This is a genomic window from Ideonella alba (genome assembly GCF_018069845.1).
Lineage (GTDB): Bacteria > Pseudomonadota > Gammaproteobacteria > Burkholderiales > Burkholderiaceae_C > Ideonella > Ideonella alba.
Genome location: NZ_JAGQDD010000030.1, coordinates 1 through 14,776, shown reverse-complemented (window position 1 = coordinate 14,776; position 14,776 = coordinate 1). Strand labels below are relative to the sequence as shown.

General features: G+C 67.0%; 11 protein-coding genes. 1 reads left to right on the top strand and 10 read right to left on the bottom strand.

The window, feature by feature from the left end; all coding sequences use genetic code 11:
* Positions 1–79: 79 nt before the first annotated feature.
* From glnA to KAK03_RS23565, 7 genes are all read right to left on the bottom strand, one after another.
* A complete protein-coding gene (glnA, locus tag KAK03_RS23595) occupies positions 80–1,495 on the bottom strand; it encodes a type I glutamate--ammonia ligase (protein ID WP_210803902.1) in 1,416 nt (471 codons plus the stop codon).
* Positions 1,496–1,769: 274 nt separating this feature from the next.
* Complete coding sequence (locus KAK03_RS23590; protein ID WP_210857136.1) at positions 1,770–2,555, bottom strand: competence/damage-inducible protein A; 786 nt, start codon at positions 2,553–2,555, stop codon at positions 1,770–1,772.
* Entirely contained in the window at positions 2,552–3,424 is an 873-nt protein-coding gene (locus tag KAK03_RS23585; protein ID WP_210857135.1) for an EI24 domain-containing protein, read from the bottom strand. The genes KAK03_RS23590 and KAK03_RS23585 overlap by 4 nt, the downstream gene beginning before the upstream one ends.
* A 44-nt stretch (positions 3,425–3,468) precedes the next feature.
* Positions 3,469–4,497, bottom strand: a complete 1,029-nt coding sequence (locus tag KAK03_RS23580) for a sterol desaturase family protein (protein ID WP_210857134.1) — start codon at positions 4,495–4,497, stop codon at positions 3,469–3,471.
* The gene (locus KAK03_RS23575; RefSeq protein WP_210857133.1) at positions 4,494–5,285 is read right to left on the bottom strand and encodes a polysaccharide deacetylase family protein; all 792 of its coding nucleotides are present in this window, start codon (positions 5,283–5,285) and stop codon (positions 4,494–4,496) included. Before KAK03_RS23575 ends, KAK03_RS23580 begins: the two co-directional genes overlap by 4 nt.
* Positions 5,269–6,249 (bottom strand): YVTN family beta-propeller repeat protein, encoded by a 981-nt coding sequence (locus KAK03_RS23570; protein ID WP_445663766.1) that lies wholly within the window; start codon positions 6,247–6,249, stop codon positions 5,269–5,271. Before KAK03_RS23570 ends, KAK03_RS23575 begins: the two co-directional genes overlap by 17 nt.
* Before the next feature lie 174 nt (positions 6,250–6,423).
* The gene (locus KAK03_RS23565; RefSeq protein WP_210857132.1) at positions 6,424–7,236 is read right to left on the bottom strand and encodes a TIGR00266 family protein; all 813 of its coding nucleotides are present in this window, start codon (positions 7,234–7,236) and stop codon (positions 6,424–6,426) included.
* Between the two features lie 114 nt (positions 7,237–7,350).
* Between KAK03_RS23565 and KAK03_RS23560 the strand changes: the two genes are divergently transcribed.
* Entirely contained in the window at positions 7,351–9,177 is a 1,827-nt protein-coding gene (locus KAK03_RS23560) for a DUF885 domain-containing protein (protein WP_247661386.1), read from the top strand.
* Positions 9,178–9,353: 176 nt separating this feature from the next.
* On the opposite strand, the gene KAK03_RS23555 is transcribed toward KAK03_RS23560, so the two are convergent.
* From KAK03_RS23555 to KAK03_RS23545, 3 genes are all read right to left on the bottom strand, one after another.
* Positions 9,354–10,235: a hypothetical protein gene (locus KAK03_RS23555; RefSeq protein WP_210857130.1), complete on the bottom strand. Its 882-nt coding sequence runs from the start codon at positions 10,233–10,235 to the stop codon at positions 9,354–9,356.
* A gap of 223 nt (positions 10,236–10,458) precedes the next feature.
* The gene (locus KAK03_RS23550) at positions 10,459–13,665 is read right to left on the bottom strand and encodes a type I restriction endonuclease subunit R (protein ID WP_210857129.1); all 3,207 of its coding nucleotides are present in this window, start codon (positions 13,663–13,665) and stop codon (positions 10,459–10,461) included.
* Positions 13,662–14,776, bottom strand: a 1,115-nt coding sequence (locus KAK03_RS23545) for a restriction endonuclease subunit S (protein ID WP_210857128.1), incomplete at its 5' end; no start/stop codon positions are given. The genes KAK03_RS23550 and KAK03_RS23545, both read right to left, overlap by 4 nt.

Below are 14,776 nucleotides of genomic sequence, written 5' to 3'. Positions count from 1 at the left end.
CGCCGGCCGACGCCACTGCGGCGCCCCAAAGAAAAAGGGACGGCCAGGCCGTCCCTTTCGTGCGCGATCCCGCGAGGGATCACAGGGCGTAGTACATGTCGTACTCGACCGGGTGCACGGCCATGCGGAAGCGGGTGACTTCCTGCATCTTCAGGTCGATGTAGGCATCGAGGTAGGCGTCGGTGAACACGCCGCCCTTGGTCAGGAACGCGCGGTCCTTGTCCAGGTACTCGAGGGCCTGGTCCAGGCTGTGGCAGACGGTCGGGATCTTCGCGTCTTCTTCCGGCGGCAGGTGGTACAGGTCCTTGGTGGCGGCTTCGCCCGGGTGGATCTTGTTCTCCACGCCGTCCAGGCCCGCCATCAGCAGCGCGGCGAAGCACAGGTACGGGTTGGCCGAGGGATCCGGGAAGCGGGCTTCCACGCGACGGCCCTTCGGGTTGGCCACGTAGGGGATGCGGATCGAGGCCGAGCGGTTCTTGGCCGAGTAGGCCAGCTTGACCGGGGCTTCGAAGCCGGGGACCAGGCGCTTGTAGCTGTTGGTGCCGGGGTTGGTGATCGCGTTCAGCGCGCGGGCGTGCTTGATGATGCCGCCGATGTAGTACAGCGCGAACTCGCTCAGGCCGGCATAGCCGTCGCCCGCGAACAGGTTCTTGCCGTCCTTCCAGACAGACTGGTGCACGTGCATGCCGGAGCCGTTGTCGCCAACGATGGGCTTGGGCATGAAGGTGGCGGTCTTGCCATAGGCATGGGCCACGTTCACGATGATGTACTTCTGCAGCTGCAGCCAGTCAGCGCGCTGGACCAGCGAGCTGAACTTGGTGCCGATTTCCATCTGGCCGGCGTTGGCCACTTCGTGGTGGTGCACTTCCACCGGGATGCCCAGCTGCTCGAGCAGCAGGCACATCTCCGAGCGCATGTCCTGGCCGCTGTCGACCGGCGGGACCGGGAAGTAGCCGCCCTTGACGGTGGGACGGTAGCCGGTGTTGCCGTGCTCGTACTCCTTGCTGGAGTTCCAGGCGGCTTCCTCGGACTCGATCTTGAAGAACGAGCCGCCCATTTCGTTGCCCCAGCGGACGCTGTCGAACACGAAGAACTCGGGCTCCGGACCGAAGTAGGCGACATCGCCCAGGCCGGAGGCCTTCATGTAGGCTTCAGCGCGCTTGGCCAGCGAGCGCGGATCGCGCTCGTAGGGCTTGCCGTCGGTGGGATCGATGACGTCGCAGGTCAGGATCAGCGTCGGCTCTTCGAAGAACGGGTCGATGTTGGCCGTGTTCGGGTCCGGCATCAGCAGCATGTCCGACGCTTCGATGCCCTTCCAGCCAGCGATCGACGAGCCGTCGAACGCATGGCCCGACTGGAACTTGTCTTCGTCAAAAGCGGACACGGGCACGGAGACGTGCTGTTCCTTGCCACGGGTATCGGTGAAGCGGAAGTCAACGAACTTGACGTCGTTGTCCTTCACGAGCTTCATCACGTCGGCGACGGTCTTGGCCATCAGAAAGGCTCCTGGCGGATGGTTGGCTGAGAAGAATCGGGAATGAATTCCGGGAACGGCGGTCGGGCGGTACAGGGCCCCATGACAGGGTTCACCCGTGGAACCCGACTGCAGCGGGCGGAATGTAGCAGAAAGCGTGCCCAAATCTGGTGATCGGCCAGGGGGTTTCAGCGGGGCGGGTCCCCGAGGAAGCACGGGACTTGACGGACGTCACCTGAGGCAATGCACCGTCCTGGTGATCAATATGCATCATATTGGTGCATTCGCGGCGCCCTCATTCGGTGCTGACGCGCAGCTCCGGAAAGGCCGCCAATCCGCCCTTCAGCGCCTCGAAGGCCTGGGCGGCCAGCACCGGCTCGCCCTTGACCCCGAGCTCGATGTGACGCCCGCGCTGCGGATGGTCGACGCTGGGCAGGCTGAACACCCGCACGCCGGCAAAGCGCGCCTCGATGGACTCCATCAGCGGCGTCAGCGTGGCCTCCAGGCCGTTGTAGACGTACAGCGCATGCTCGGCATGCGGCTGCGGGCGCAGGTCGGCGTAGCAGGTGTCGAGCACCCACTCGATCATCGGGTGCGCCATCACCGGGAACCCGGGCACGAAGTGCAGGCGCCCGAGGCTGAAGCCGGGGATCTTGTTGTACGGGTTGGGGATCAGCGTGGCGCCTGCCGGGAACACGCCCATGTTCAGGCGGTGCACGTTGTCGGGCCGCTCGGGCTCCCAGGCCACGCCCTGCTCGGCGGCCACCTCGCGCATGCGCTCCTCGATCAGCGCCTTGGCGCCCGGGTGCAGCGCCAGCGGCAGGCCGGCGGCCAGGGCGGCGCACTGGCGTGTGTGGTCGTCGGGCGTGGCGCCGATGCCGCCGCACGAGAAGACGATGTCGCCGCTCTCGCGGGCCTCCTTCAGCGCGGCGATGATGCGCGGGCGGTCGTCGCCGATGAACTGCGCCCAGCCCAGCGCATGGCCGCGGGCCGCCAGCAGTTCGATCAGCCTGGGCAGGTGCTTGTCCTGGCGGCGACCCGAGAGGATCTCGTCGCCGATCACGAGCAGACCGAAACTCATGGCAACCTCGGTGCGTCGGTGACGGGGGGCAGCGGTGCGGCAGGCGGCTCGACGGGCACCACCTCGACCGTCTGGCGGCGGCGCAACTCGTCGAGCGCCGCCAGCGCATAGTGGGCGAACCACAGCGCCGCGAAAGCGAAGACCAGCGTGTAGAGCCACACCGCCACCGCGATCATCAGCGGCGCGAAGATCAGCGCCGCCGCACCGCCCACCGCCCAGATCAGCGAGGGCGCCGCGCCCAGATAGCCGGTGACCACGCCGATCAGCAGCAGCGGCCAACGGTGCTCGGCGACCACGGTGCGGCGCTCGGCGGCGCTGGCGGTGTCGGCCAGCACGTCGAAGCCCATGACCTGGCGGGTCAGCCAACCCCAGATCAGCGGCGGGACGATCAGCACCAGTGGCGGAATCAGCCACAGCGGCATGGTCACCAGCAGGGCCGCCAGCGCCACCAGCGTGCAGCCCACCGACCACAGCACCGCGGTCACGAAGGACGCGCCATGGCGCTGCTCCAGCGTCGGGAATCGCCGCTCGCGCACCAGACGGGCCACCGCCGGCGTGGCCAACCAGGCCACCAGCAGCAGGCTCAGCACGACGATCAGCGGCACCGCCAGCGCCAGCACGATCACCGGCCCGACCAGCGACCGCCACGACGCGCCCAGGTTGACCTCGATCCACTGCAGCATCGCCGCCACCAGCGACCAGCCCTCCAGCGTGGACCGCACGCCGGCCACCGCGGACTCCCAGAACAGCCAGCCCAGACCCAGCGCCAGCAGCGAGGACAGCAGCAGCGGCATCAGCGTCAGGCCCATCACCCGGGGCAGGAACAGGTAGGCGCCGGCGCGCCAGAACGAATCGAGCAGCAGCTTCATGGTGCGGAGGATAGCCTCAGGTGCGGCGGATCAGGTGCGGCGGATCATGCGCGCCCGATCAGGCGCAGCAAGCCCAGGCGCTGCTGTGCCCAGAAGCCGCGACCGTAGTCGCGACCGCCTTCGTCAGGCCATTGGTCACGGATGCCGCAGGGCCCGTTGTCATGGCGAAAGTCGGCGGTGCCCAGCAGCATGTCCCACAGCGGGAACAGCACGGCGAAGTTGCAGCCGCCCAGCGTGCCCTTGCCATGCGATTCATGGCCGATGCCGGCACCGTGGTGGCGCCGATGGAAGGCCGGCCCCACCAGCAGGCGCTCGCCCAACCAGCCGAAGGACAGCCGCAGGTTGGCGTGCGCCAGGTTCTCGACCAGTTGCGACAGCGCGATCAAGGCCACGAACTGCCCCGGGGCCACGCCGATGACGCGCGCCACCAGCACGAACACCGCGTCGACGATCAGGCTGTCGAGCAGGTGGTTGCGGCTGTCGCTCCACATCGTCACATGCCGCTGGCTGTGGTGCAGCGCATGCAGCGCCCACCACCAGTTGAACTGGTGCTGGGCGCGGTGCAGCGCGTAGTTCAGCAGGTCGAAGACCAGCAGGTAGACCAGAAAGCCGGCCAACTGCGTGTCGCTGACGCCGGGCCACCACGGCGCGATCCACTGGTCCAGGTGCCAGCCGTCCACACCATGCACGGCCAGCCAGCCGAACAGCGCGTTGAACAGCGGATCGACCGCGAAGAACAGCGCCACCCGGAACAGGCCCAGCCGGTGGATCAGCGTGTAGAGCACGTCCACGCGCACCGCCTGCCGGCGCTCGGTCTGCGCCACGGCGCTGGTGGCCCGCGGCTCATCGGGGCGCCAGCGCTGCAGCGGCGCGATCAGCAGCAGCATCGCGGCGATCTGCAACACGCCCACCAGCAACCAGCCGGTGGCGTCGAAGGCGTCGCTGATGAACGAGCCCAGGCCTGCGTGGAACAGCAGTGGCTGCACCACCGCCTCGAACAAGGCCTGCTGGGCGTCGCCGAAGGCCCCGGTCAGCGCGTCGACGGCGGCCTGGGCGGTGTCGACGAGGCTCATGGCGGCGAGGCGGCCAGCGCCGCGCGGTAGGCCGGGTGGTCGCGCAGCGACGCGAAGCACAGGCCTCGCGCCTTCAGCCCGGTGATCAAGGGCTCGAGCACCGCGGGCGCCCAGGGGTCCTGGCGCGACCAGATCCCCAGGTGGGCCAGCAGCACGTCGCCCGGGCGGATGTCGCGCAGCGCCTTGTCGAGCAGCGCGCGGTTGGGGAAGCGCTCGCTGGAGAGCTCGTCGCCCAGGAAGCCGGCGGGGCTCCAGCCCACATGGGTCCAGCCGCAGGACGCCGCGGCGCGCAGCAGCGCGGGCGAGGTCTTGCCTCCCGGCGCGCGGAAGAGGCGCGGCATGCTGCGGCCCGTCATCTGCGTGAAGCGGGTGCGCACGCGCTCGAGTTCCTGGCAGTAGTCCTGCGCGCTCCAGTGCAGGGTCTGGCCGTTGTGCGGACCGGCGCTGGGCCGCATCTCGAAGCCGCCATCGGCACGGTCGGCGCGCCAGTAGACATGGTCGAAGGTGTGGCTGCCGAACAGGTGTCCCTCGTCGGCACGCGCCTTCCACCAGGGCGCCCAGCGCTCATCCAGGCTGCCGCCACCCTCCTGGGTGCGCTCGTTGGCCAGGAAGAAGACCGCCGGCACCTGCTGGCGCTGCAGCACCTCGGCCACCAAGGGCGCCACGCCCATGTGGCCGGTGTCGAAGCTCAGGTAGATCGGTCGATCGCAGGCGGCACCCGCCGCCAGCGGCCAGGCGACCGCGGCCAGCAGCAGCCCGCGGCGCAGCGCGTCACTGCCGCGGGGCATGGTCCAGCGTGTAGATCCCATGGGGCGAGCGGCCCACGTTGACCTGGCGGATCACCTTGCCCTGTTCGATGTCGATCCAGGTCACCTTGCGCGCCCAGCGCGAGCTGAGCATCAGCGTCTTGCCGTCGGCCGACACGTCCATGCAGTCGGGGCCGCCGGGGCCAGGCAGCGTGCGCACCACGCTCATGCTCTGGGTGTCGATCATGCTGATCGTGTTGGCCACCCGGTTGCTGACGAAGATGTGGCGCTTGTCGCCCAGCGCACGGAAGGCATGCGCGCCCTCGCCGGTCTCGATGCGCTTGACCAGCTTGGCGGGGCCGCTGGAGACGTCGTAGACCTCGACGAAGCGGTCGCCGGTGAGCCCGACGAACAGCGTCTTGTCGTCGGCCGTCAGGTACACGTCGGCCGGCAGCGAGCCGGTGGGCACGCGCCAGCGGATGGTCTGGGTGGTCAGGTCCACCGCGATCAGTTCGCTGCTGTCCTGCATCGACGCATAGACCACCGAGCTCTTGCTGTCGATCCACTGGTGGCTGGGCGTCTTGCCGGTGGCGATGCGCTTGACCAGCTTCAGCGGCTCGGTGCTGCTCTCGGGCTGCCAGCGGTAGATGTCGACATGGTTCAGGCGGTTGGCCAGCGTGACGAACCACTTCATGTCGGGCGAGAAACGCAGCTGGTAGGGGTCGACGATGCCGGTCAGCGTGCGCTGCACCTGGGCGGTCAGCGGGTCGATGAAGGTCAGCGTGTCGCCCACGGCGTTGGCCACCAGCAGCGATTTCTCGTCCGGGGTCAGGTACAGGTGGTGCGGCTCCTTGCCCACCGGGATGCGCTTGACTTCCTTGAAGCTGACCGGATCGATCACGCTGACGTTCGCATCCAGCGAGTTCAGCACGAAGATCGGTCGCTGGCCCGGCGGCGGGACCGCAGTCGCCGACTGCGCAACGGCCGGCGCCGCACCCAGCCACAGGACACCGGCCAGGCCACAGACCAGAGCGTCGCGCAGGGCGCGGAAGAAGCGGTTCACAAGGATCACGTCAACACCAGCAACAGCAAACCTGTCAGTGTAGACGCCCCCACGGGATAACCCGCACGGGGGCCGCGCGCCGCACGCTGCGGGCCGCCGCCGCGGGCCGAAAGTCCCTCACTCGTCGTCGCCACCCAACACGCCACCCAGCAGGCCGCCGCCCAGCACGCCGCCCAGCACCGAGCCCTCCTCGCGCGAGCCGCCCATCTGCGGTGCGGCGGCGAAGACACGGCTGGCCAGACGCGAGAACGGCAGACTCTGCAGCCACACCGTGCCCGGGCCGCTGAGCTTGGCGAAGAACAGGCCCTCGCCGCCGAACAGCGCGGTCTTGATCTTGCCGACGTACTGGATCTCGAAGTTCACGTTGGGCGTGAAGGCCACCACGCAGCCGGTGTCGACCAGCAGCGTCTCGCCCGGCTTCAGTTCGCGCTTGACCACGGTGCCGCCCGCGTGCACGAAGGCCAGGCCGTCGCCCTCGAGCTTCTGCATGATGAAGCCCTCGCCGCCGAAGAAGCCCACCGACAGCTTCTGCTGGAAGTAGATGCCCAGCGACACCCCGCGCGCCGCGCACAGGAACGCATCCTTCTGGCACACCAGCATGCCGCCCATCTGGCGCAGGTCCATCGGGATGATCTTGCCTGGGTACGGCGCCGCGAAGGCCACGCGCTGCTTGGCCGGCGCATTGTTGGTGTACACGGTCGTGAACAGCGACTCACCGGTGATCAGGCGCTTGCCGGCGCCCAGCAGCTTGCCGAAGAAGCCGCCGCCCTGGTTGGAGCCGTCGCCGAAGACGGTGTCCATGCCGATGCCGGCCTCCATGTACATCAGACTGCCGGCCTCGCCGACCGCCGCTTCGCCGGGGTCGAGCTCGACCTCGACGAACTGCATCTCCGAGCCCTTGATCTCGTAGTCCACCACATCCATGGCCATGGTCTTCTCCTGTGCGGAAATCTGGAACGGCGCGCATCGTACCAAGGCGCGTGAGACCCCTGGAATGCTCCGGATGGCTCAAGCCGGCAGGGCCACGTTATGCTGGGCTTCACGATGAGTCACCCCCACCGCTATCGGCGCTTCAGCGCCCAGGCCCCGCTGGCCGCCATCGCCCTGGTGGCCGGCCTGGTCCTGGCCCCTGTGCCCAGCCTGGCCGCCCACCACCGCCCTGCCCCCATGCCCACCAGCGCGCAACGCGATTTCGCCGCCCTGAGCCACGCCTTCATCGAGGCGCTGTGGCGCATCGACCCGGATGCCGCGATCTACGCCGGCCGCTACGAAGGCAGCGGCCGTCTGCCGGTGCCCGATGCGGCGGCCCGCGCGGCGCGCCTGGCCTTCGTCACCGACTGGCAGCAGCGCCTGGCCGCGGTGGACGCCCGGACACTGGGCATCCAGCAGCGCACCGACCTGATCCAGTTGCGCAACAAGCTCGAGCAGGACCGCTTCGAGCTGGAGGTGCTGCGCCAGTACCGCTGGGATCCGTCCGCCTACAGCATCGCCGGCCCGATCGACCTGATGCTGCAGACCCGCTTCGCCCCCGAGCCCCAGCGCCTGCGCCTGCTGCTGCGACGCCTGCAGGCCGTCCCGGCCTACTACCAGGCGGCCCAGCAGGCCATCGAGCAGCCCACGCGCGAGCACACCGCGCTGGCGATCGCGCAGGCACCGGGCAACCTGTCGGTGCTGGACGAACTGGGGCGTGCCGCGCGTGCCTCCAAGGCGCTGGGCGCTGCCGAGCGGCGCCAGTTCGAGGCGCGCCTGGATGCCGCCAAGGCGGCGGTGGACGGGTATGTCGAGTTCCTGCGCGCGCAGCTGCGCCGCATGGACGCCGAGCCCGGCTACGCCCGACCGTTCCGCCTGGGTGGCGCGCTCTACGAGCAGAAGTTCCGCCTCGACATCCAGTCCGAGCGCAGCGCTGCGCAGACCTATGACGCCGCCCTGCAGGCCCGCGAGCAGCTGCTGACCCAGATGGCCGACCTGGCGCGCGGCCTGTGGCCCCGCGTGATCGGCCCGGCCGCACCACCCACCGACCGCCTGGCGCTGATCGGCCGGGTGATCGACAAGCTCAGCGAGCGGCATGTGGCGCGCGCCGATTTCTACCCCGAGATCCGCCGCCAGATCGCCACGCTGCAGGACTGGGTGCGCCAGAAGGACCTGATCAGCCAGGACCCGCGCAAGCCGCTGGTGGTGCGCGAAACCCCGGTGTACCAGCGCGGTGTGGCAGGCGCAGGCATCGAATCCCCCGGTCCCTACCGGCCGCAGGACCGCACCTACTACAACGTCACGCCGCTCGACGAGCTAACCGATGAGCAGGCTGAGAGCACGCTGCGCGAGTACAACCACTGGATCCTGCAGATCCTCAACATCCACGAGGCGGTGCCCGGCCACTACACGCAGCTGGTGCATGCCAACCGCTCACCGTCGCTGGTCAAGACGCTGTTCGGCAACGGCGCCATGATCGAGGGCTGGGCCGTGTTCAGCGAACGCATGATGCTGGAGAACGGCTGGGGCGACCACGCGCCCGAGATGTGGCTGATGTGGTGCAAGTGGAACCTGCGCAGCGTCACCAATGCCATCCTCGACTACGCCGTGCATGTGCAAGGCATGACCGAGGCCGAGGCCCTGGACCTGCTGACACGCCAGGCCTTCCAGACCCCGCAGGAAGCGCGCGAGAAGTGGCGCCGGGTGACCCTCACCTCGGTGCAGCTGACCAGCTACTTCAGCGGCTACAGCGAGATCATGGCGCTGCGCGAGGCCCGACAAGCCCAGCTGGGCGAGCGCTTCCGCGTGAAGGACTTCAACGAGCAGTTCCTGAGCTACGGCAATGCGCCCGTCGGCGCGATCCGGGCGCTGATGCTGGAGCGGGCGGCGACGCCCCAATGAACAAGGCCCGGGCGCCGATGCGCCAGGGCCTTGAAGCAAGCACGCCGGAGCGTGCAGTGTGATGGTGGAGCCGGGGTCACTCACATCCACCTATGAATTCGTTGCCAAACGACCACAAGTTACCCGCAAAGTTACCCGTAGGCATGCACCGCATGCCCTCTTAAGGCAGGCGCGATCTATCCCCGCTCGAACCTCATTCCTGTCCCGTCCAACAACCAAAGTTCAACACCGCCCCCCGGCTCAAGCGCCAAAGGTTTCCGGTAGTCGGTCGCTCGATCAACATCAGGCTCAGGGAATCGCGACCTGTCCCTGAGTCTATTGGCCAAGTCACGAATCGTTTGCCTTCGACAGAGCGGGGTCATCGTCAGCGTCCCCAGGCCCGACACCGAGACAGTGCCTGACTCGCCTAGGAGCACAGACTCATTGCCCGGGCCGCGAAGAAATCTGTAGGCATTTGCCAGGACGCGATTCGATGACGATGAGGGCGGAACGCCCAAACCGACCCAGTTCAAGACTCCAGCCAAGACGCACTGCAGTGCGGCTTGAGTCGTCATGCGATTGCGGTCGGTTGCTCCTGGAGCCACAGGAAACCCTGAGGGGGCTGCCCCACCTGCGAAGTCCTGATAGGCCCGCCGAAGTGAAGTTGGCGTGGTCCTGCTGAGGCATGTGGCAATCAACCAGCCCTCGTCAGCGCCCCAGGCTGCGCTATCCCGCACCTGCTCCCGCCAACCGTCCTTGATCGCACGCTCAAGTTGCGAGCCGATGGCCTCCGTCCCTTTGGCTTCGACTGCAGCCACAACATCATCCCGACCAAAGACAAAGTCTGGGCACTTCTCCCCTGGTGTGTAAAACGCTTCTTCCCAGTGCCCCAACCAAGCGTAGCCCTGCGCCTGCATTTCAAGCACTGCGAAGCCAGCACCTACCGTGCCCTTGACTGACAGGCCGAAATAGTCCTTGGCGTCATCGATGTCGGGATGCAGTTGTAGATGGTAACTGCCGCCGCTATTGGCACGTTGCATGTAGGCAAGCGCGGACGCAGCCGCAAACCGCGCGGCCATGTGCCCTCGCCAGCCGGGCTTTGCGCCCAGCACCATTGCGCGAGTCGCTGCCAACAGGAACATGTAGGGGGAGCAAGCCAACGAAGAGCCACTACCCCAAGTGCCGGGGACCGTCAGCCACTTCAGGCGGCTTCCGCGGCTGACTTGCTCGTACCAAAGTGCCCTTGGAGCATCAGTCTCGCCCACTAACCACACAACTGCATCCCTCTCAACCAGCGTCCGATCAACGCCCGGCGTCTGCGCCGAACATGCCGTCCACTTGCCCTCGCTTCAGCAACTCGTACACCACGTCCAGGAACACACCCCGCGCCGCCTCGTCGCTCAGCAGCTTCGTTGACAGCGCGTTGTGCGTCGTCATGGCGCCGACGATGGCCTGCACCATCGCGCCGGGCAGGTTGGCCTTCAGCGCCTGGTCCTTCGGGTTATTCAGCACCTGGGCCATCACCACGGCATCGGTGCGCAGCTTCTCGGTGACGTGCACCGCCAGCGCCACCTGGTCGGTATCGCTCACCTCTTTGCCCAGCGCCTCGTTCAACCGCTTGACCAGCTCTGACAGGTAGGCCTTCTCCCGGTCCTTGGCCTGGCGCAGGCCGTTGTCGGTGATCGGGTGCAGCACCGGCGTTTCCTCGCCCGCAGGCACCCGCGTCGTCTTCACGCCGTCCAGTTGATCCTTAGCCTTCACCTTGAAGTGCGTCAGCAGCAGGTCGCCCAGGTCCACCTGTTCGGCGGTCAGCCCCTTCAGCCGCTTGCGCAGCAGCCGGGCGAAGCTGGCGAAGCCTTCCAGGTCGGGGTCGCCGAAGTCCACCAGTTGCGCCACATACTCGTAGGTGCGCACGAACTTGCTCAGTCCCTCGCTGAAAATCATCAGCGCGTCGCGTTGCTTGGTCAGCTCGGCGCGCTGGGCGTCGGCGTCGGCCTTGCCTTTCTCGTCGCCCGCCTCGTCGGCCTTGCGCCAAGCCAGTTCCCAGGTGTCGATGGCCTCGTTCAACGCCTTCAGTTGCACGTTGAAGCGATCGGCCGGCGCCTGCGTCAAGCTGAACAGCCGCTCGTGCGTCACGCCAGCATCTACGACCGCCGCAGCGAAGGCGCGCACCTCGGCCGTTTCGTACAGCAACATCGCGTCCAGTTTCTGCTTCAGGTCGTAGACGATGTTCGGGTCCTGCACATCCGACACCTGGGCGTCGCGGTAGAAAGTGCGGAAGGCCTCCAGGATCTCCTTGGCCTCGTTGGCGAAGTCGATGACGTAGGTCTTGTCCTTGCCGGCCATCGTGCGGTTCAGCCGCGACAACGTCTGCACCGCCTCCACACCCGACACCCTCTTGTCCAGGTACATCGCCACCAGCTTGGGCTGGTCGAAGCCGGTCTGGAACTTGTTGGCGACGATCATCACCCGGTAGTCCTTGGTGTCGAAGGCCTTGCGCATGTCGCGGCCGTTCAGCCCCGGGTTGAGGTTCTGCTCGTTGAAGGCATGGTTGTCCGGGAAGCCATCCTCTTTGGCATCGCGGTTCGCCACGTCGCCCGAGAACGCCACCATCGGGTGCACGTTGTTGTAGCCGTTGGCCTGACAGTACCGCTGCAGCTCCAGGTGGTACTTGACCGCGGCCGCGCGCGAAGGCGTCACGATCATCGCCTTGGCCTGGCCGCCCAGCAGGTGGACGACGTTGGTGCGGAAGTGCTCGACGACCAACTGCACCTTTTGGCCGATGTTGGTCGGGTGCAGGCTCAGCCAGCGGGCCAGCGCACGGCCGGCGGCCTTCTTGTCCACTCGCCGGTCGTCGCCCTGGTCGAACTGCGTGCCCAGGCGCAGCGCGGTGGCGTAGCTGGTGTAGTTGCGCAGCACATCGAGGATGAAGCCCTCCTCGATCGCCTGCTGCATCGTGTAGGTGTGGAACGGCGCCGGCGGGTTGTGCTTGCTGACCGGCGCCTTGACATCGCGCGGCCGGCCGAACAGGCTTAGCGTGCTGTGCTTGGGCGTGGCGGTGAAGGCGAAGTAGCTGGCATTGCCGGGCCGCTGGCGGGACGACTGCCAGACCGACAGCCGCTCGTCGGCGCTCAGCTTCTCCCATTCGGCCTCGCTCTGGCCGGTCAGCACATAGCGCAGGTCGTCGGCGGTGGTGCCGCCGGTGCTGCTGTGCGCCTCGTCGATCACCACCGCGAAGCGCCGGGTGCGCAGGCTCTGCTCGCCCAGGATCAGCTTTTGCGCGTGCGGGAAGGTCTGCAGCGTGCACACGATGATCGGCGTGCCGGCCAGCATCGCCTGCGCAAGCTGCTGGCTCTTGGGCAGGGCCGATGCCTCGCTGTCGATGGCTCGCACCACGCCGGTCTGGTGCTCGATCTGCGCGATGGCGTCCTGCAACTGCTTGTCCAGCACGGTGCGGTCGGTCACCACGATCACGCTGTGGAAGTAGGGCTCGCCGTCGGGTCGACGGATGCGGATCAGCTCGTGCGCCGTCCAGGAGATGGTGTTGGTCTTGCCCGAGCCGGCGCTGTGCTGGATCAGGTAGGGCTGGCCGCAGCCCTCGGCCCGCACCGCAGCGACCATCTGCGTGACGCCCTCCCACTGGTGGAAGCGCGGGAAAACCAGCGTCTCGCGGAAGCTGGTGCGGCCCTGCGCGTCCTCCACCGCCTTGCGCTCCAGCAGCACGAAGCGGTGGAAGATGCGCAGCCACTGGTCGCGCTGCAGCACCCGCTGCCACAGGTAGGCCACGGGATAGGTGCCACCCTCGCCAGGCGGGTTGCCAGCCGCGCCATCGTTGCCACGGTTGAAAGGCAGGAAGAACGTTCCGGCGCCGGCCAGCTTCGTCGCCATGCGGATGTCGCTGTCGCTCATCGCGAAGTGCACCACCGCCCCGCGCTTGAAGGTCAGAAGCGGCTCGGCCCGGCCGGTCTTGGCGTTGCGCGGCGGCCGGTCGTCGCGGTACTGCGCCATCGCCGCCTCCACGCTCTGCGTGAAGTCGGTCTTCAGCTCCACCGTGGCCACCGGCAGGCCGTTGATGAAGAACACCAGGTCGATGCGGTCGGCCGTGTCCACCGAGTAGACGAGCTGCGGCACCACGCGCAGCCGGTTGGCCGCGTATCGGGCAATCACGGTGGCGTTGCGGTCGTCCTCGGGCAGCGCCTGGCTCATCGCCAACTGGCCGCCGCCGGCCACAGCGAAGCCCCGGCGCAGCACTGTCACCGTGCCACCGTCGGCGCCCTCTAGCGTCTTCACCAGCCGGTCCAGCACTAGGGCGGCGGTGTTGTCGCCGTTCAGGCGCTGCAGCTTCTTCCAGGCCTCGGGCTGGCTGTCCTGCAGCCAGCCGGTCACGTCCTCGGGGTACAGCGCACGGACGCGGTCGTAGGCGTCCGACGTGCCCACCAACCAGCCGGCTGCGGCGAGTTGGGCCACGATGTGGCGCTCAAGCTCGCACTCGTGGTGGATCTGGCTCACGCCGGCTCCGGTTGTTCTTCTGGCACTTCGGCGCGTACTTCGATCTGGCCGGTGACTGCGGCGGTGATCAGTGCGGCGCGGCGTTCGCGGAGCAGCCCCACGCTCTTTGCTGTGGCCAACTCAAGTGAGGCAATGCGCGACAGCCAAACATCCAACTGTCGAACGGCCGCGATTTGTTCCTCGATAGGCGGGACCGCGACACGCAGATTCCCAATCACCCCCATCCCGATGTTTTGCTGAGTGCCAAAGCTCCAGTTCAATGCAATCGCTTCCTGGAAGTTTCGCGAGCGCATGAAATTCAACATGAACTCGGGCAGTACCTTGTCACCGCAACGTATCACAGCCAAAGGCGACCAAATGTTGAACCTTTCATCTGTGTCGACGATCGCTGTGACGCCAGTGGTCGCACCCGACTTCACCATGAAGATGTCCCCACGCCGCGGCCGATACTTCTTGCTGAATCGCGCATCGTCTTCTTCCGAAATGAATCCCCAAATCCTACTGAAGTCAATCCTTCCTGTGGAAACTGCCTCCGCAGAGACGAAGGGAACGCCCTCTGCACAAGCCACAGGGGTTTCATGCGGGCCATCGGTGATCGGTATCGCGACAACCTGCTTCAAACTCATCACACGCCAATGCGACGGGACCAATCCCAGCCAGTCCACGCCCGAGTCTTTCAGTGGTGTGTCCCGATCCAGCCCTCGCGTCACCGCCTGCGTGATCAGCGCCTGCCGCTTCTCGCGCAGCAGTTCGATGAAGCGGGTCTTCTTCTCGATCAGGGCGTCGATGCGGGCGGTTTCGCGGTCCAACCAGCCTGCGATTCGCGCTTGCTGCTCAAGCGAAGGCAGGGCTAGGCGAAGGGAGAGTAGCGATTCGGGATATAGCCTCAGCCGTGACTCAATGATTCCTGTCGATTCCGTTCGAAAGTAGGCCTTTGCCAGGTTCGAGCGAAACAGCGCGTGTGCAAATCGGCGGTTGACCTTCGTTTCGTCGATCTGGAAAACTGCATACGCCGGGCTGGTTATGCCGGCTAGGGAAGGTCTGCACAACACACCGAACGGCGTGCTGATGCCCTGATCAGGTCGGAATGTGATGCTGCCAGCCCCGGATT